This is a genomic window from Arthrobacter sp. (assembly GCF_048266065.1).
Taxonomy (GTDB): Bacteria; Actinomycetota; Actinomycetes; order Actinomycetales; family Micrococcaceae; genus Arthrobacter_H.
Window position 1 is genome coordinate 165,602 of the sequence record NZ_JBLXAH010000005.1, and the last position, 17,862, is coordinate 183,463.

Consider the following 17,862-nt stretch of genomic DNA (forward strand, 5'->3'; position numbering starts at 1 on the left):
GCTGGCGTTGTCGGCCCCTTAGGGCCTGCGTTTCCTCGGCCGTGGCAGCCAGGGCCGGGGAGAGGTTTTCACATCGTCGGGCAGGGCTGTGGCAATGCGCTCGTCCACCTGCTCGCCGAAGTGCTGGTCGAAGTTCTCGGCGAGGTGGCCGGTGATGCCCTCTTCGACTTCCAGCGCCAGTTCGGCACGCCGTTGCCGCCGCTCGGCCCGCAGCAGCACCTGGTGTTCGGCGTGCAGGGCCTTGTACGTGGCGATGCACATGCCGACAATGACCAGGCTGACGGGCAGTGCGGTCAGGATGGAGGCGGTCTGCAACGTTCCCAGACCGCCGGCCAGCAGCAGGGCGATGGCCACCAGGCCCTCAAGTGAAGCCCACAGCACGCGGCTCCACTTGGGCGGATCGGTGTCCCCGCCGGAAGCCAGCATGTCGATGACCAGCGAACCCGAGTCCGAGGAGGTGACGAAGAAGATCGTCACCAGCAGCACGGCGATGACCGACAGGACGCCGCCCAGGGGAAGCTGTGCCAACATGTTGAACAGCACGTTCTGCGAGACGATGCCTTCCTTGGCGTCAAAGAGGCCGCCGTTCATGTCGCTCCAGGCCCGGTGGATGGCAGTGCCGCCCATGATCGAGAACCAGATGAAGCTGACAATCGTGGGCACGGCCAGGACGCCCATGACGAATTCGCGTACGGTGCGACCGCGGGAGATCCGCGCGATGAACACGCCGACGAACGGGGCCCAGGACATCCACCAGCCCCAGTAGAAGATGGTCCAGCTACCCAGCCACTTCAGGCCGTCCGCCCCCGTGTAGGTCGCGGTGTCCAGCGTCATGCCCAGGATGTTCTGCAGGTAGTAGCCCAGCGAGGAGACCAGGTCGCGGAAGATGTACAGCGTGGGGCCCAGCAGCAGGATCGAGATCATGAAGACCCCGGCCATGCCGAGGTTGATGTTCGAGAGCCACTTGATGCCCTTGCCCACGCCGCTGACCGCGGAGAGCAGTGCAATGAGGGTGATGATGATGATCAGCACCACCAGCAGGGTGTTGTTGACTTCCCCCACCACGCGCATGTGGGCCAGGCCGGCGGAGATCTGCTGGACGCCCAATCCCAGCGACGTTGCCACACCGAACAGGGTGCCGACGACGGCGATGACGTCGATGGTATCTCCCAGCCCGCCCTTGACCCGGTCACCGAGCAACGGTTCCAGGGCCCAGCGGATGGAGATCGGGCGGCCGCGGCGGTGGATGGCGTAGGCCATGGACAGGCCGACGACGGCGTAGATCGCCCAGGCGTGCAGGCCCCAGTGCATGAAGGTCTGACCCATCGCCGCTTGCGCGATGTGTGCCTGGTCCCCGGTGACCCCGGGCTTGGGGTTCACGAAGAAGGTCAGTGGTTCGGCGGCGCCCCAGAAGACAAGGCCGATGCCCATGCCAGCGGCGAAGAGCATGGCGAACCAGGACAGCAAGGAGAACTCGGGCTTCTCGTCGTCGGCTCCGAGGGTGATGTTGCCGTAGCGGCTCACGCCCATCCAGATGGCGAAGACGACGAACGCGCCGACCACCAGCATGTAGTACGGGGCCAGGCCCCGGACGACGGCGGTCTGCAGGTCGGTGAAGACCTTCGACGTGCCCTCGGGTTCGATCATCGCGATGACCACGAGGGCGACGATGATGCCCAGCGCGGGCCAGAACACGCGCGGCGCCGGGATCACCGGCTTCTGGGCCATCCGGTCGGGTGCCCGCGGAGTGCGGGCGGTCTGCTCACCGTTGGTTTCCGGTGGGGTGCTCATGAAAGGTTCCTTAATCACACGGTCGGGGGCAAATGATCCGATGCTTCACTTTACGGATGTGCCACCCCCTGTCAACGTGGGCCCACCGCCGTTTCCCGCCTAGGGCGCCGGAAAAGGAGACCATCCTGACAGGCCGTGGGCCGCAGCCATTCGCGGCTGCGCCCGGGCTGTGGACCGGCCGGGCCCTGGGTGTGTCGGAGCCGGTGTGGCGTGACAGAACTCTCGCGTGCTGGTGCTCCACCCCACGTCGGCGGGCCATGCGTGCCGTCTTCCACTGTGCTATCTTCCGGTACCGGAGGACGGCTGCCCGTCTCGGATCGGAAAGGCGCCGTCGGCGGCGGTCAGCCGACCGGCGGTTCCTCGTACTTCGGGAAGATCGGTGTGGGTGCCGGCAGCTCGTGGCCCGTTTCGATGGGGGAATCGAAGGCGGCGAAGGTCCGCGCCGCTCCCCCGTCCTGGCCCAACACGTCCAGCAGCCGGCTCGCCGAGGTGGGCATGACCGGCTGCACCAGCAGCGCCACCCGACGCAGCACCTCGAGGGCCACGTACAACACGGTCTCCATGCGGGCGGTGTCCGTCTTGCGCAGCACCCACGGGGCCTGGTCGGCGAAGTAGGCGTTGGTGTCGCCCAGGACGTGCCACACGGCCTCCAGCGCCTTGCTGAACTCCTGGCGCGAGTACGCGTCCCGGGAGCGATCCAGCAGGGCAGCTGCCGCGTCGAGCAGTTCACGATCGGTGTCCGTGAAGTCGCCGGGCGTGGGGACCTTGCCGGCGCAGTTCTTGGCCACCATGGACAGCGACCGCTGGGCGAGGTTGCCCAGGTTGTTGGCCAGGTCGGAGTTCATGCGTCCGACGATCGCGTCGTGGCTGTAGTTCCCGTCGGCGCCGAAGGGAACCTCGCGCAGCAGGAAGTACCGGGTCTGGTCCAGCCCGTAGCTTTCCACCCAGTCGGCCGGGGCCACGGTGTTGCCCAGCGATTTGGACATCTTCACACCGTTGTTGTGCAGGTGCCCGTGGATCATGATGCGACGCGGCAACTCGAGCCCTGCGGACATGAGGAAGGCCGGCCAGTAGATGGCGTGGAACCGCGAGATGTCCTTGCCGATGACCTGTACGTCCGCCGGCCAGTACTTGCGGAACGAGGTCGAGTTCGTGTCGGGGAACCCGACGCCGGTCAGGTAGTTGGTCAGCGCGTCGACCCACACATACATGACGTGCTTCGGGTTGCCCGGAACCGGAATGCCCCAGTCGAAGGTCGTCCGGGAGATCGACAGGTCGTTCAGGCCGCCCTCGACGAAGCGGATGACCTCGTTGAAGCGGTACTGCGGTGCACCGAATCCCGGCTGGTCGCGGTAGAGCTCCAGCAGCTTGTCCTGGTAGGCGGAGAGCCGGAAGAAGTAGGACTCCTCCTCGGTCCAGGTCACCTCGGTGTCGGAGACGGTGGAGTAGCGGACACCGTCGTCGCGGACCTCCGTCTCGTCCTCGCCGTAGAAGGCCTCGTCGCGCACGGAGTACCACCCGGCGTACTTGTCGAGGTAGATGTCACCGTTGGCCTCCATGCGCTTCCAGATCGCCTGCGCCGCATCATGGTGGTCGGCATCGGTGGTGCGGATGAAGCGGTCGTAGCTGATGCCCAGTTCGTCCTGGGCCTCCTGGAAGACATCCGAGTTGCGCTGCGCGAGCTGGCGGGGCGTGATGCCTTCCTTCTCGGCGGTCTGCAGCATCTTCTGGCCGTGCTCATCCGTGCCGGTCAGGAAGAAGACGTCACCACCGTCCAGGCGCTTGAAGCGGGCCATCGCGTCGGTGGCAATAAACTCGTAGGCATGCCCGATGTGCGGCAGGCCGTTCGGGTACGAGATGGCGGTGGTGATGTAAAACGGGGTCTGGTCCTGGGATGAAGTCACCCTAGAAATCTACCGTACCCCGGGCTTCCGCCGCCCATCCGGGTACCCGTGCGCCGTCCGCCGTGCGTCCGGGGCCGAGCCACCACCGATCCATCCACTCTGCGGGGAGCGCCAGTGTTTTCACCGACCATCACCACCTTCTGGGACGCCACGTTTGCCACCGGTGACACCTGGGATGGCGCCGAAGGCTTCACACTGGCCATCCATCCGGATCGTGATCCGCTCCGTCCCGTCGAGGTGTTGACGTATCCCGACGGCACCGTCGCGGCAGCGGTGTCCCCCGCTGCTGCTGCGGCACTCGGGATCTCCGCCGGAACCAGCCTGGACGCGGTGTCCTTCCGCGAACGGCTGTCCAGCGCCGGCCTGGTGCTGCATGATCCCGACTGCCTCTTCTACGTCACCGATGAGGCGGCATCCGTCCTGTCCCGGGGAACGACACCCGATCACGTGCGGCAGTTGACGTCGGCGGATGCCGCCCTCTTCTCCCGGTTCCAGTCCAACGCCCCGGCCGATGACCTGGAGGAGGCCTATGTGGAACTCGACCATTGGTCGGTGGTCGGTGGGTTCGTGGACGACGAGTTGGCCTGTGTGGCCAGTGCGTATCCCTGGCGCGGCGCGGCGCTGGCCGACATCGGGGTGTTGACCCTGCCCGGGTTCCGGGGTCGCGGGCTGGCCCGGGACGTGGTCCGCTCCATCGGCTGCACCGCCCTGGCCCAGGGGCTCAGCCCGCAGTACCGGTGCCAGCCGGCCAACACCGGGTCCAGGGCGGTGGCCGCGGCGGCGGGTTTCACGTACTTCGGGCAGTGGGAGCTTGTCGTGGATACCCCCTCCGGGGACTGAGTCCCCCTCGCCACCCCACCCGGGAAAAGCAGGGGGCGGGCGGGGCAGCCGCAGATGCGCTGCCCCACCCGCCCCCTGGCGGATCCTGGCTACTCGGCCAGGTTGACCTCACGTGCGGTGGTGGCACCGATGGAGTCGCGGACGGCATCCAGGACGCCGGCGGGCAGCGCGGTGTCGACGGCGAGGACGGCCAGGGCCGGTCCGCCCTCCTCCTTGCGGGCCACCTGCATGGCGGCGATGTTGATGTCGTGTTCGCCCAGCGTGCTGCCCAGGGTGCCGATGACGCCGGCGCGGTCCTGGTAGACCAGCACGATCATGTGCTCGGCGATCGGGATCTCGAGCTCATAGCCGCCGATGCCGACCAGCTTCTCGATCTGCTTCGGTCCGGTCAGCGTGCCGGTGACCGAGATCTGCTGGCCATCTGACAGCGCCCCCTTCAGGGTCAGCGCATTGCGGTACTCCGGCGACTCGGCGGTGGTGACCAGCCGGGTGGTGATGCCGCGCTGTTCGGCGAGCACCGGGGCATTCACGTAGGACACCTGGTCGGAGACGATGTCGCGGAAGACGCCCTTCAGCGCGGAGAGTTCCAGGACCTTCACGTCCAGTTCGGCGATCTCCCCGGCGATCTCGACATCCAACGAGGTCAGCGAGTCGACGGTGAGGGCGGTGAAGATGCGGCCGAGCTTCTCGATCAGCGGGATGCCCGGGCGGACCGACTCGTCGATGACACCGCCGGCGACGTTCACCGCGTCGGGGACCAGCTCGCCGGACAACGCCAGGCGCACCGATTTGGCGACCGACACACCGGCCTTCTCCTGTGCCTCGTCGGTGGAGGCCCCCAGGTGCGGAGTGACGGTGACGTTCTCGAATTCGAAGAACGGCAGGTCGGTGCTCGGCTCGTTGACGTAGACGTCGATGCCTGCGCCGGCAATCTTCTCCTCCTTCAGCGCCGTGTAGAGGGCTTCCTCGTCGATCAGGCCGCCGCGGGCGACGTTGATGACATAGGCGCTGTCCTTCATCTTCTCGAACGCCTCGGCGCCCAGCATGCCCAGGGTCTCCGGAGTCTTGGGCATGTGGATCGTGATGAAGTCCGAGGTGGCCAGCAGCTCGTCGAGTTCGAGCAGGCGCACGCCCATCTGCTGTGCGCGGGCGCTGGTGACGTACGGGTCGTACGCGACGACGTCCATGCCAAAGCCCTGCAGGCGGGCCGCGACCAGCGCGCCGATGCGGCCCAGGCCGATGATGCCGGCGGTCTTTTCGAAGAGCTCGACGCCGGTGTAGGACGAGCGCTTCCAGGCTCCGCCCTTCAGGGAGGCATTGGCCGCCGGGATGCGGCGGGCCAGGGAGACAATGTGCCCGACGGTCAGTTCGGCGGCGGAGATGATGTTGGAGGTCGGGGCGTTCACGACCATGACGCCGGCCTGGGTGGCTGCCTTGATGTCGACGTTGTCCAGGCCGACACCGGCGCGGGCAATGATCTTCAGGTTCTTGGCCGCGGCGATGGCCTCTTCGTCGACCTTCGTGGCCGAGCGGACCAGGATGGCATCGACGTCGGCGATGGCCGCCAGCAGCTGGGAGCGGTCGGAACCATCGGTGCTGCGGACCTCGAAGTCAGGACCCAGCGCCTGGACGGTGGCTGGCGAAAGTTCCTCGGCAAGGAGGACGACGGGCTTGGTTTCTGACACGGAGATGGCACCTTTGCGTTCGACGGATGCGGGTTGCGGGGCCGGGGTTTCTCCGGCCCCCGCCGCCAGAATATCGCCACGCCGCCCGTCTGCCCTTGTCCGAGTGCGGATATTACGGGCCGGTACACGACATGGTGTGTTCTGGTTCACAGATGACGCGAAGATGACGCCGCCATCCCACTGCCTACAAGCCAATGGCCATGGCGATGCCTTCACTTCTCCACACAGTGGGGTTGTGCGTCGCAGCGTGGCTCCAGAACGAACGGGCGATCCGGTGCTCGACGACATTCGATGCCGGAGGCAACCGCTGCCCCGCACATGCTGCGGTCAGGACAATGTCGAAGTCGAGGCGGACGTCCAGGACCCGGCGTACCTGGCCAACCATCTGCCGATGAGGCCCATGGATGGGTGCGCTGAGCAGCACGACCTCGTCGATCAACGTGCCCGCGTTCACGGCTCGGGCGACGATTTCACCGCCGTAGCTGTGCCCAAAGACTGTCCCGAGTCCGCCGGCACCACCAGCTGATCGGGCCCAACGTCCGAATCGTTGCCCGCCGAGGTGCCGCTGCCTTTTGCTATAGGCGCCCGACCAGGAGAACTCCTGGCCGTCGTCGTACAGATCCGGCCGGTGGCCTTGCTGCACGTACCCATGGAAGTCACCACCGGGGTACCACCAGTTCCCCTTCCATCCCCATGTCCCGTGCACCATGGTCGAAACAGGTCCACGAGACCGCTCCCGGGGTCCCGCTGTTCCATCCTGGGGATCATCGTCTCCGCCATCCGCCCCGCTGAAAGAGGCAGCACGCCCCAACTCGCGCACGATGGGGTCGGCTGATCGCAGTGCCAGGTCGATCCGAATGGCGGCGAGGAAGTGAAGGGCCGCAAGAACCGACGATGGGTCCCCCTCGGTGAAGGCATCGCGTAGCCAGTAGGTGCAGTAGTTCCGCCACTCGTCCCCTTCCCACGGCAAGGGCGCATCGGGTGTCCCGTCCTCGTCTTCGACCGATCGGAGTAAGGCAGGCCCTCCCAGACGGTACGTATCGATCCTGCGGTCCATGAAACGGTACGGCCAGCCTCGCCATTGGTCCGAAACGGCCGCGTCTTGCGGGATTGGAGCCACGGAATTGCTGAGCGCCGAAGCTGCGGTGGCCGATTCTCGTTCCAGGGGGCTGCTCAATCCGGCTGCCAGCAATGGAAGGCGCGCTGCGATCTGGTGGTCTTCATTGAGTGCCCGGAACGCGCCGTAGCGGACCTCTTCCGGACTCCAGATCCCGGCAAAGGTCTCCAGCAGGTACACCGCCTCGGCGAAGGAGGCGTCAAAGCCCCGGCGTCTTTCAACGAGGTAGGCCAGCTCCGGGTCAATGCCGAATCGTTCCACGTTGGACGGCGTCACGACCGCCGGTTCACCGTCGTCCAGCCGTGGGGCGCCGGCACCCAGTGTTGCCATGATCGCGAAGCGCGAGGCATTCGTCCCCTCATGCTCCGGTGACAGCTCGATAGAGGACGGGTCCGACAGGACAAGGAATTCCTCGAGTTCAGCCGCCGATTCCGGATCTTGTTCCACGCTTCCCCCTCCGGTTCCCCGATATCTGTCCGAGGGTAGCAGCGGAACCAGCAGCGGACCATGGCGAAGATCGGCGCGAAACGACCTACACCGCCGCCTGGCCCATCGCCGGACACCGCGATGGCCCGCACCGTCGAAACAGTGCGGGCCATCGTCGTCGTTCTCGGGGACTCCCCCGGGAGGTGCCGGTGCGGGCTAGCGCGCGGTGACGCCCTCGGTGTAGTCATCGTCGTTCTTGATCCAGGAGAACAGCTTGCGCAGTTCGCGGCCGGTCGACTCGATCGGGTGGTCCTCGCCCTTCTTGCGCAGCTCGAGGAATTCCTTGGCGCCGTTGGCCTGGTCGTCCATGAACCGCTTGGCGAACGCACCGGACTGGATGTCGGCGAGAACGGCCTTCATGTTCTCCTTCACCTCCGGGGTGATGACGCGCGGACCGGAGACGTAGTCGCCGTACTCGGCGGTGTCGGAGACGGACCAGCGCTGCTTGGCGATGCCGCCCTCCACCATCAGGTCCACGATGAGCTTGAGCTCGTGCAGGACCTCGAAGTAGGCGATCTCCGGCTTGTAGCCGGCCTCGGTCAGGGTCTCGAAGCCGTACTGCACCAGCTGCGAGGCGCCGCCGCAGAGCACTGCCTGCTCGCCGAAGAGGTCGGTTTCGGTCTCTTCGGTGAAGGTGGTCTCGATGACGCCGGCGCGGGTGCCGCCGATGCCCTTGGCGTAGGACAGCGCGAGCTCCTTGGCGGTGCCGGAGGGGTTCTGCTCCACGGCGATCAGGTCGGGAACGCCGCGGCCTGCCTCGAATTCGCGGCGGACGATGTGGCCCGGGCCCTTGGGGGCGACCATGGCGACGTCGACGTCGGCCGGCGGCTGGATGTAGCCAAAGCGGATGTTGAAGCCGTGGCCGAAGAACAGCGCGTCGCCGGCCTTCAGGTGGGAGGCGATCTCGTCCTGGTAGACCTTGGCCTGGACCTGGTCCGGGGTCAGGATCATGATGACGTCGGCTTCCTCGGCGGCCTCGGCCACCGAAACCACGCGCAGGCCCTCGTTCTCGGCCTTGGCGCGGGACTTCGAGCCCTCCTTGAGGCCGATGCGGACGTCGACGCCGGAGTCGCGCAGGCTCAGGGCGTGGGCGTGGCCCTGGGAGCCGTAGCCGATGACGGCCACCTTGCGGCCCTGGATGATCGAAAGGTCTGCGTCGTCGTCGTAATACATATCGGTCACGGTGATAACTCCTTGGTTTTCGTGTGTGAGGTCTGTTGGGTTGGGGGCTGGTCAGGCGGAGACGGATCGCAGGGCGCGGTCCGACATCGATTTGGAGCCGCGGCCGACGGCCAGGGTTCCGGACTGGACGATTTCCCGGATGCCGAAGGGTTCCAGGACGGCCAGCAGCGCGTCCAGCTTCTCGGCGGTTCCGGTGGCCTCGATGATCAGTGAATCGGTGGAGACGTCCACCACCGAGGCCCGGAAGAGATCGGCTGCCTGGGTGACCTGCAGCCGGGTCGCGGCGTCCGCGCGCACCTTGACCAGGATGTGGTCGCGTTGCACGGAGGAATCGGAGGTCAGTTCAACGATCTTGATGACGTTGATCAGCTTGTTGAGCTGCTTGGTCACCTGTTCCAGCAGGTCTCCTTCGGCGTCGACCACCACGGTCACCCGGGACATCCCGGGAATCTCGGTGGGGCCGACGGCGAGTGAATTGATGTTGAACGCCCTGCGGGCGAACAGGCCGGCCACGCGGGTCAGGACGCCGGGGACGTCCTCCACGAGCACGGAAAGGGTATGGCGTGCCATGGTCCTAGTCCTCCTCTTCCCATTCGGGGGTCATGCCGCGGGCGATCTGGATGGCGTCGTTGCTCACGCCGGAGGGGACCATGGGCCACACCATCGCGTCGCGGCTGACGACGAAGTCGATCACGACCGGGCGGTCGTTGATTTCGAGCGCCTGCTGGATGGTGGCGTCGATGTCCTCGTCGCGTTCGCACCGCAGGCCGGCACAGCCGTAGGCGTCGGCGAGCTTGACGAAGTCGGGGACCCGCGCTGTTCCGTGCCCGGTGTTCAGGTCGGTGTTGGAGTAGCGGGAGTCGTAGAAGAGCGTCTGCCACTGACGCACCATGCCCAACGAGGAGTTGTTGATGATTGCGACCTTGATCGGGATCTTGTTGATCACGCAGGTCGCGAGCTCCTGGTTGGTCATCTGGAAGCAGCCGTCACCGTCGATGGCCCAGACGACGCGGTCGGGGTTGCCGACCTTGGCGCCCATGGCGGCGGGGACGGAGTAGCCCATGGTGCCCAGGCCGCCGGAGTTCAGCCACTGGTGGGGGCGCTCGTACTTCACGAACTGGGCGGCCCACATCTGGTGCTGGCCGACGCCGGCCACGTAGACGCCCTCGGGCCCGGTCAGGGCGCCGATGCGTTCGATGACGCGTTGCGGTGCGGTGAGCCCGTCCTCGGTTTCGGTGTAGCCGATGGGGTAGGTCTCGCGCAGGCGGTTCAGCGTGGACCACCACGGGGCCAGGTCCGGGCGGCCGTCCTCGGCGAAGCGGGTCCGGCAGGCCTCGGTGAGCTCGGGCAGGATCTCCTTGACGGAACCGACGATGGGGACATCGGCCGTGCGGTTCTTGGAGATTTCCGCCGGGTCGATGTCGGCGTGGATGACCTTCGCGTTCGGGGCGAACGTGGAGAGCACGCCGGTGACCCGGTCATCGAAGCGGGCGCCCAGGGTGATCAGCAGGTCCGACTGCTGCAGTGCGGTGACCGCCGAGACGGCACCGTGCATGCCGGGCATGCCCACATGCTGTTCGTGCGAGTCGGGGAAGGCGCCGCGTGCCTGCAGCGTGGTGGCCACGGGGGCCCCCACGAGTTCGGCCAGTTCCATCAGCTCGGCAGACGCGTGGCCCTTGATGACGCCGCCGCCGACGTAGAACACCGGGCGCTGGGCCGTGGCGATGAGCTTGGCCGCCTCGCGGACCTGCTTGGCGTGGCCGCGGGTGACGGTGCGGTAGCCGGGCAGGTCGATCTTCGGCGGCCACGAGAACGTGCCGGTGCGCTGCTGGGTGTCCTTGGTGATGTCCACGAGCACCGGCCCGGGCCGACCGGTGCCGGCGATGTGGAAGGCCTCGGCCATCACTCGCGGGATGTCGTTCGGGTCGGTGACCAGGAACGAGTGCTTGGTGATCGGCATCGTGATGCCGACGATGTCCGCTTCCTGGAAGGCATCGGAGCCGATGAAGGCCGAATGGACCTGCCCGGTGATGGCGACCAGCGGTACCGAGTCCATGTGGGCATCGGCGATCGCGGTGACCAGGTTGGTGGCTCCGGGGCCGGAGGTGGCGATGCATACCCCGACTTCCCCGGTGACCATGGCGTAGCCCTGTGCGGCGTGGCCTGAGCCCTGCTCGTGGCGGACCAGGATGTGGTTGATCTTGGTCGAGTCCATCAGTGGGTCGTAGAGGGGCAGGATGGCCCCTCCAGGCAACCCGAAGACGTCTTTGACGCCCAGTTCTTCCAGCGAGCGGACGATGGCTTGTGAGCCAGTCATCTCAGTGGGTGCCACGGTGTTGTTCGGACCCTGGACGGGGTTCGAGGCATCCACGATGGAAGAGACAGGAGCTTGATCCTTGGCACGGCCGGCGGCCTTGGCGGCCACCAGCGACGGGCTGATGGGTGTTCCGTTACTCATCGGATATTCCTTCTCTTCTCTAGTTCTGCGCATAAAAATACCCCGCTGGCCTTGCGGCTTCAGTGGGGTTCGCGCGTCACCGTGTCCTACAAACGAGGGCTAGGCTCCGCGCTTGGTAACTAGTAGGACTTCGGTTCGGATCTGCATGTCTTCAGTTTCCCCGGCGGTGGGGGGACTGTCAACGAACCACACTGCCCGTCTCAGCATGTGGACACGGCGTCCGTCTTTTGGACATTTCTGCCCGGCCGGACGCCGTGTCCTGCCATATCAACTAGCCACAGTAGGCTCCCGTGCTGGCCGAATTGACGAGCTTGGCGTACTTGCCCAGCACACCGGTGGTGAACTTGGCCGGCAGCGGCTCCCAGCCTTCACGACGTGAGTCCAGCTCGGCCTCGTCAACCAACAGGTCGAAGGAACGGGCGGCGATGTCCACGCGGATCCGGTCCCCGTCCTTGACGAAGGCGATCGGACCGCCGTCGACTGCCTCGGGGGCGACGTGGCCGATGCACAGCCCGGTGGTGCCTCCGGAGAAGCGGCCGTCGGTGAGCAGCAGGACATCCTTGCCCAGGCCCGCGCCCTTGATGGCGCCGGTGATGGCAAGCATCTCGCGCATGCCCGGACCACCCTTGGGTCCCTCATAGCGGATGACGACGACGTCGCCGGCGTGGATGGCGCCGTTGTCCAGCGCGTCCAGCGCACCCTGCTCGCGCTCGAAGACGCGGGCGGTGCCCTCGAAGACGTCGGCGTCGAAGCCGGCGCTCTTCACGACGGCACCCTCGGGGGCCATCGAGCCGCTCAGCACGGTGATGCCGCCGGTGGCGTGGATGGGGTTGTCCAGCTGGCGGACGACCTTGCCGTCCAGGGCCGGCGGGTTGATGTCTGCCAGGTTCTCGGCCACGGTCTTGCCGGTGACGGTGAGGCAGTCGCCGTGGATGAGGCCGGCGTCGAGCAGCGCCTTCATGACCACCGGCACCCCGCCGATCTTGTCGACGTCGTACATGACGTAATCGCCGAAGGGCTTCAGGTCGCCCAGGTGCGGGATCTTGTCCCCGATGCGGTTGAAGTCCTCGAGCTTGAGGTCGACGTTGGCCTCGCGGGCGATGGCCAGCAGGTGGAGCACTGCGTTGGTGGAACCGCCGAAGGCCATGGTCACGGCGATCGCGTTCTCAAAGGCCTTGCGGGTCATGATGTCGCGGGCGGTGATGCCCTTGCGCAGCATCTCCACCACGGCCTCGCCTGACTTGCGGGCGAACATGTCACGACGGCGGTCGGCCGAGGGCGGGGCTGCCGAGCCCGGCAGGGACATGCCCAGCGCCTCGCCGATGCAGGCCATGGTGTTGGCGGTGTACATGCCGCCGCAGGCGCCTTCGCCCGGGCAGATGGCCCGTTCGATGGTGTCGAGGTCCTTTTCGCTCATCTTGCCGGCGGCGCAGGCCCCGACCGCCTCGAAGGCGTCGATGAGGGTGACCTCCTTCTCGGTGCCGTCCTCCAGCTTCGCGGTGCCGGGCATGATCGAGCCGGCGTAGACAAAGACGCTGGCCAGATCCAGGCGGGCGGCTGCCATCAGCATGCCGGGCAGCGACTTGTCGCAACCAGCCAGCAGGACGGAGCCGTCGATGCGCTCGGCCATCATGACGGTCTCGACCGAGTCGGCGATGACTTCACGGGAGACGAGGGAGAAGTGCATGCCCTCGTGGCCCATGGAGATGCCGTCGGAGACGGAGATGGTCCCGAACTGCATCGGGAACCCGCCGCCGGCGTGGACGCCCTCCTTGGAGGCCTGCGCCAACCGGTTCAGGGAAAGGTTGCAGGGGGTGATTTCGTTCCACGAGCTGGCGACGCCGATCTGCGGCTTGGCGAAATCGTCGTCTCCCATGCCGACCGCGCGGAACATGCCGCGGGCCGGGGCAGCGTGGATGCCGTCGGTGACGGCGCGGCTGCGTGGCTTGATGTCAATGGTGCTGTCCTGGCTCATAGTCCAGAGTCTAGAACTCCGGGCCAACCGCAACGAACCCGTGACCTGCATGTGAAACATTTGTGCCCAACTATCGGAGCCCTCCCCCTAGACTGAAAACCATGGGGATAGCAGACAACGGCGCCAGCATGCCCGAAGAAGACGCCACGCTGAAGGCGCATCTGCACCACGCCTTTGACCACCAGATCCCCAATTTCGGCAGCTACAACCTGGTCTATGCGACCGGACGCGCCGGAGAAGGCGGCAAGTACATCGTTGGCTATAGACGCCAGCCGATGGAGATCATTGTTGCCCCGCTGCATGCCGGGACGTTGGCATCGCTCGAGCCGGCAACCGCCATCAACCTCACCAATCTCAGCCATTTGGCAGAGGACCGCGCCGGCGGACACGAGGTCGGAACCACCACCGGACGGGTCTTCAGGTTCGAGGTGGCCCCGGAGACCACCATCGATGCCCCGCCCTCGGCCACGAGCCATCCGGAAACACGGATTCACCTGCAACAACGCGACGACGCAGCGGATTTCTCGGACTTCTTCGACGAGTTCCTGACACTGCTGGATGGCTTCGGCGACATGGAAGAAACGGCTTCCGAATAGAAATTCGCGCTCAAAGTCATGGTGGATGATGGGTTGTGGATAACTATTCAACCGGGTTGATTTTCGGGTTAGGGTGTTTCAACGCCCACTTTTCACCGTCGATTCCGGAGGCCTCATGCCGGTCACGATCACTCGCAAGACCCGCAATGGTTTGGCCATCGCAGCAATTGTTGCCCTGGCCCTGAGTGCCTGTTCCCCCTCCACCGGGTCAGATGACCCCAGCTCGACCGGTTCCGGTACGCCGTCCGCCGATTCCTCCTCGCCAGTCGCCCAGGGCAGTGCAACACCCTCCCCCACACAGAGCGCGACGCCAACGCCGGTTCCCGCCAGCTCCAAAGGTCCTGCCAAGAACTGGCCCGTCCCGAAAATGCCGGAGGCTGCTAAAGCGAAGACGCCTAAGGGCTTGAAGGCCTTCAGCGAACACTACTTCGCCCTCATGAGCTACACGGTCGTGACAAGCGACCCAGACCCGATGAAGAAGGTGACGTCGAAGTATTGCGACGTTTGCGTAGATGGATTTATTGACGCAGCGACTCTGAATCAGCGAGACGGAACTTGGTCGGCGGGCGGGCATTATGATGCCACGATCACAATGGCCCAAATGGTCGGCAAGAAGTCGGGAACCGCTAACTTCAATTACAAGCGTGCCAAGGTCACGCTTTTCAACAGCGACGGATCCGTGTACGGAGTTGGAAAAGCTTCCACCAAGCCCGTACGGGGAACTTTCTCTGCTGTCTACGAAAACGGCTGGAAGATCACCGAACTAAATATTTCGAAATCGTGATGCCCAGTGTGCAGACTACTTCGGAGTGCCTTCGTCCTACTCCTCTCCATCACGGTCATATTGATGGCCATGGCTTCAGTTGCTCCAAGCGCAACCGCAAAAAAGCAGGAACTCTGCTCGCACAAAATGGGAACCGAGGCTGATTCGATTGTTGTCAGTGAAAGCGGCTGCGTAAAAGGAGACAAGATTGACGAGGACGTCTCATTTCACGGAAAAAAGGGCAGCAAGACCGTAAGTTTCGGCCCGAAACTTCGATACAAAGTCGATTACCAGCGTCAATGTTCTGCCGCGGAAGCGCGTCTGAACCATTGCATCGCTTTTAGTGATGATCCATGCGCAGGGACTGACCTTGCCCCAACGTCCCGGACTGTGCTGGCGTTGAACGGCCCAAGAAAGGGTCAGATCATATCCACCGTTCTATATTGCGACTCAGAGCCTGAAATGGCTATCCCAGGGATCAAGGACGATGTAGCGAAGGTGACACCAGCTCGATTCCGACAACTACCAATACTGTCCTCAAAAATCGAGAGCCAACCCCACAGCTTTTCATTGCGCAATGGTTTTGCCCACATGTATGCAAGCTCAAAGAACCAAAACTTCAATATCACCTTGGATGACCAAAGCGTTCGAATACGAGCAATTCCGACTTCATACGCGTGGTCCTATGGCGACGGGAACACGCGCGTCTTAAAAGAACCGGGAGCCCCACTTGCGGAACACTCCTTTTCGGAGGAGACACCAACCAGCCATGTTTACAAAGAAACTGGTGATTTCAGCGTCGGTCTCACAACGAGGTTCCGCGGCGAGTATTCGACCGAGGGAGGTCCTTGGACGCCCATCCCAGGAACTGCGAATGTCCCCAGCGAGCCGATGCCGATGAGCGTGTGGCGAACCAAGAAACTGCTGGTCGACCAGAACTGCGCCGAGAACCCCGACGGTCCTGCGTGCGATTCGCCGTTCCTCAAGGACGGAGCGGACTCGAAGTAGCCATTGCCGTCGCGAACTAAGACGTTGCGGGAAAACGTCCGCGCAACTTGCTCTAAAGCAGCCGTTCTCCCTCATGGACAAGGTTCCTGGGCTTCTCCCCCGCGGCCATCGTGGCGAACTGTTCGCGGACGAGCTTGGCGATGCGGGGTGGGAAGGCTTCGGTGTTTCCGCCGACATGCGGGGTGATGAGCGCATTGGGCAGCTTCCACAGCGGGTGGTCACTCGGCAACGGTTCCGGATCCGTGACGTCCAGTGCACAGTACAGGCGGCCGGTTTCGACCTCGGCGGTCAGTGCCTCGGTATCGACGACCGGGCCACGGGCCACGTTGACGACGACGGCGCCGTCGGGAAGGGCCGCCAGGAAATCCTTGCCGATGATGTGGCGCGTCGAGTCGTTCAACGGAACGATGGCGATGACCACTTCGAGCCCCGGTGCCAGATCCATCAGCTCGTCCATGCCGTGGACCTCGCCGTGTTCATCGGTACGGGCGCGGGTGCCGATGCGCACCAGGTCGATCTCGAACGGATCCAACCGGCGACGGATTTCCTCGCCAATGCCGCCCACACCGAGCAATCCGACACGACGATCGGCCAGCCCCGGCCAACGCTTTGACTCCCAGGTGCCGGTGAGTTGGTTCTGGGCGGCCTGGCCCATGCCACGCAGGGCCCCGAGCGCGAGGCCGACGGCGAGTTCTGCGGTGGCCGCGGCATGTACTCCGTGGGCAGAGGCAATGGCGATGTCGTCGCCGACCCGCTCGCGGACGCCGTCGTACCCCGTTGACTGGGTGTGCACCAACCGAAGGTTCGGCGCCCGGCGTACGTTGGGGAGCAGGCTCTGGGAGTGCATGGCGTAGGGCAGGACCACCGCTTCAACCTGATCGAGGTCGATCCCCTGCGGGTCGCCTTCGAGGTCCCAGATGCCGCAGCGCACGCCCTCGGGTAGTGGCGAGCAGGCGTCGAGAAGGCTCTGGTCGGGAACTGTAAATGCGGTGATGGGATCCATAGCCCCCAGCTTAGGATTCCGTCCGGGACACCCGGCGAATCGGGCAGTGAAACAGCCGAAATGTGACGTCAACCGCACTCCCCGATCTCGTTTTGCGCGGTCGGAAAAGTGCTGGTAATGTTTCATGTCGTTGCAAAGCACGGTCTCGACAAGGGACCGAATGGAAACAACAATGCACCTCTAGCTCAATTGGCAGAGCAACTGACTCTTAATCAGTAGGTTCCGGGTTCAAGTCCCGGGGGGTGCACACCAGCGAAGGAGGCCGGCCGCGAGGCTGGCCTCCTTCTGTATATCCTGCACATCTGGAGGAAGCTATGACCACCACTGCCCAGCGACTCGCCGTCGGCGACACCGCTCCCGCCTTCACCCTCACCGCCGCGGACGGCAGCAGCGTCTCGCTCTCCGATTACGCCGGCCGCAAGGTCGTCGTCTACTTCTACCCCGCCGCCATGACCCCGGGCTGCACCAAGCAGGCCTGCGACTTCCGCGATTCGCTGGATTCCCTGACGGCCGCCGGGTACCAGGTGCTGGGCCTCTCCCCCGACGCCCCGGCGAAGCTGGCCAAGTTCACCGACAAGGAAGCGCTGACGTTCCCGCTGCTCGCCGACGAGGACCATGCGGTGGCCGCCGCCTACGGGGCGTGGGGCGAAAAGAAGAACTACGGGCGCACCTATGAGGGCCTGATCCGCTCCACGATCGTGGTGGGCGAGGACGGCACCGTGGAGCTGGCCCAGTACAACGTGCGCGCCACCGGCCATGTGGCGAAACTGCGCCGCGATCTGGGCCTCGACGCCGCGTAGCAACCTGGCGGCCTGTTCCACGGGCCGTGCAAGCCGTTCCGCTACACTGGTTGAGGCCTTCCGCGAGCGGAAGGAGCAGGCGAGCGTGGCGGAATTGGTAGACGCGCTGGATTTAGGTTCCAGTGTCTTCGGACGTGGGGGTTCAAGTCCCCCCGCTCGCACCAGGTGATGGGGTATTCAGACGACGGATCCCGCCGGTCAGCGCATGGCATGAAACCGTTCCGACCCGCACGATCCCGCGGCAACCCCGCAGG

General features: G+C 65.1%; 14 protein-coding genes and 2 tRNA genes. 7 read left to right on the forward strand and 9 right to left on the reverse strand.

The genetic code is table 11. From position 1 onward, the window contains the following. Window positions 1-18: 18 nt before the first annotated feature. A complete protein-coding gene (locus ACN0TP_RS10000; RefSeq protein ID WP_417218694.1) occupies window positions 19-1,791 on the reverse strand; it encodes a BCCT family transporter in 1,773 nt (590 codons plus the stop codon). Window positions 1,792-2,132: 341 nt separating this feature from the next. Further along, the gene (gene metG, locus ACN0TP_RS10005; protein WP_417218695.1) at window positions 2,133-3,695 is read right to left on the reverse strand and encodes a methionine--tRNA ligase; all 1,563 of its coding nucleotides are present in this window, start codon (window positions 3,693-3,695) and stop codon (window positions 2,133-2,135) included. Window positions 3,696-3,809: 114 nt separating this feature from the next. Here metG and ACN0TP_RS10010 point away from each other — a divergent pair, with 114 nt between their 5' ends. Next, window positions 3,810-4,535, forward strand: a complete 726-nt coding sequence (locus ACN0TP_RS10010) for a GNAT family N-acetyltransferase (RefSeq protein WP_417218696.1) — start codon at window positions 3,810-3,812, stop codon at window positions 4,533-4,535. An 89-nt stretch (window positions 4,536-4,624) separates the two neighbouring features. Here the strand turns inward: ACN0TP_RS10010 and serA are convergent, their stop codons facing one another. The 6 genes from serA to ilvD form a co-directional block, all read right to left on the reverse strand. Beyond that, entirely contained in the window at window positions 4,625-6,220 is a 1,596-nt protein-coding gene (gene serA / locus ACN0TP_RS10015) for a phosphoglycerate dehydrogenase (protein WP_417218697.1), read from the reverse strand. A gap of 184 nt (window positions 6,221-6,404) precedes the next feature. Beyond that, window positions 6,405-7,784 carry a hypothetical protein gene (locus tag ACN0TP_RS10020; RefSeq protein WP_417218698.1) on the reverse strand — a complete coding sequence of 460 codons (1,380 nt, stop codon included), beginning with the start codon at window positions 7,782-7,784 and terminating at the stop codon, window positions 6,405-6,407. Window positions 7,785-7,979: 195 nt separating this feature from the next. Beyond that, window positions 7,980-9,005: a ketol-acid reductoisomerase gene (ilvC, locus tag ACN0TP_RS10025; protein WP_417218699.1), complete on the reverse strand. Its 1,026-nt coding sequence runs from the start codon at window positions 9,003-9,005 to the stop codon at window positions 7,980-7,982. Window positions 9,006-9,056: 51 nt separating this feature from the next. Continuing rightward, window positions 9,057-9,575, reverse strand: coding sequence for an acetolactate synthase small subunit (gene ilvN, locus ACN0TP_RS10030; protein ID WP_417218700.1), 519 nt, complete (start codon window positions 9,573-9,575; stop codon window positions 9,057-9,059). A gap of 4 nt (window positions 9,576-9,579) precedes the next feature. After that, entirely contained in the window at window positions 9,580-11,463 is a 1,884-nt protein-coding gene (locus tag ACN0TP_RS10035; protein ID WP_417218701.1) for an acetolactate synthase large subunit, read from the reverse strand. Window positions 11,464-11,734: 271 nt separating this feature from the next. After that, on the reverse strand, window positions 11,735-13,438 hold the full coding sequence (gene ilvD, locus ACN0TP_RS10040; protein WP_417218702.1) for a dihydroxy-acid dehydratase: 1,704 nt from the start codon (window positions 13,436-13,438) through the stop codon (window positions 11,735-11,737). A gap of 101 nt (window positions 13,439-13,539) precedes the next feature. Between ilvD and ACN0TP_RS10045 the strand changes: the two genes are divergently transcribed. The 3 genes from ACN0TP_RS10045 to ACN0TP_RS10055 all read left to right on the forward strand — a co-directional run bounded on the left by ACN0TP_RS10045 (window position 13,540) and on the right by ACN0TP_RS10055 (window position 15,805). Next, window positions 13,540-14,034, forward strand: coding sequence for a hypothetical protein (locus ACN0TP_RS10045; protein ID WP_417218703.1), 495 nt, complete (start codon window positions 13,540-13,542; stop codon window positions 14,032-14,034). A gap of 115 nt (window positions 14,035-14,149) precedes the next feature. After that, a complete protein-coding gene (locus ACN0TP_RS10050) occupies window positions 14,150-14,818 on the forward strand; it encodes a DUF6318 family protein (protein ID WP_417218704.1) in 669 nt (222 codons plus the stop codon). 69 nt (window positions 14,819-14,887) lie between these two features. Continuing rightward, on the forward strand, window positions 14,888-15,805 hold the full coding sequence (locus tag ACN0TP_RS10055) for a PKD domain-containing protein (protein ID WP_417218705.1): 918 nt from the start codon (window positions 14,888-14,890) through the stop codon (window positions 15,803-15,805). A gap of 52 nt (window positions 15,806-15,857) precedes the next feature. On the opposite strand, the gene ACN0TP_RS10060 is transcribed toward ACN0TP_RS10055, so the two are convergent. Next, on the reverse strand, window positions 15,858-16,808 hold the full coding sequence (locus tag ACN0TP_RS10060) for a 2-hydroxyacid dehydrogenase (protein WP_417218706.1): 951 nt from the start codon (window positions 16,806-16,808) through the stop codon (window positions 15,858-15,860). Between the two features lie 174 nt (window positions 16,809-16,982). Between ACN0TP_RS10060 and ACN0TP_RS10065 the strand changes: the two genes are divergently transcribed. The 3 genes from ACN0TP_RS10065 (at window position 16,983) to ACN0TP_RS10075 (ending at window position 17,772) form a co-directional block, all read left to right on the forward strand. Next, window positions 16,983-17,055 (forward strand) — tRNA-Lys (locus tag ACN0TP_RS10065). 67 nt (window positions 17,056-17,122) lie between these two features. Continuing rightward, window positions 17,123-17,608 (forward strand): thioredoxin-dependent thiol peroxidase, encoded by a 486-nt coding sequence (gene bcp, locus ACN0TP_RS10070; RefSeq protein WP_417218707.1) that lies wholly within the window; start codon window positions 17,123-17,125, stop codon window positions 17,606-17,608. Between the two features lie 79 nt (window positions 17,609-17,687). Continuing rightward, a tRNA-Leu gene (locus ACN0TP_RS10075) sits at window positions 17,688-17,772 on the forward strand. Window positions 17,773-17,862: the final 90 nt, after the last annotated feature.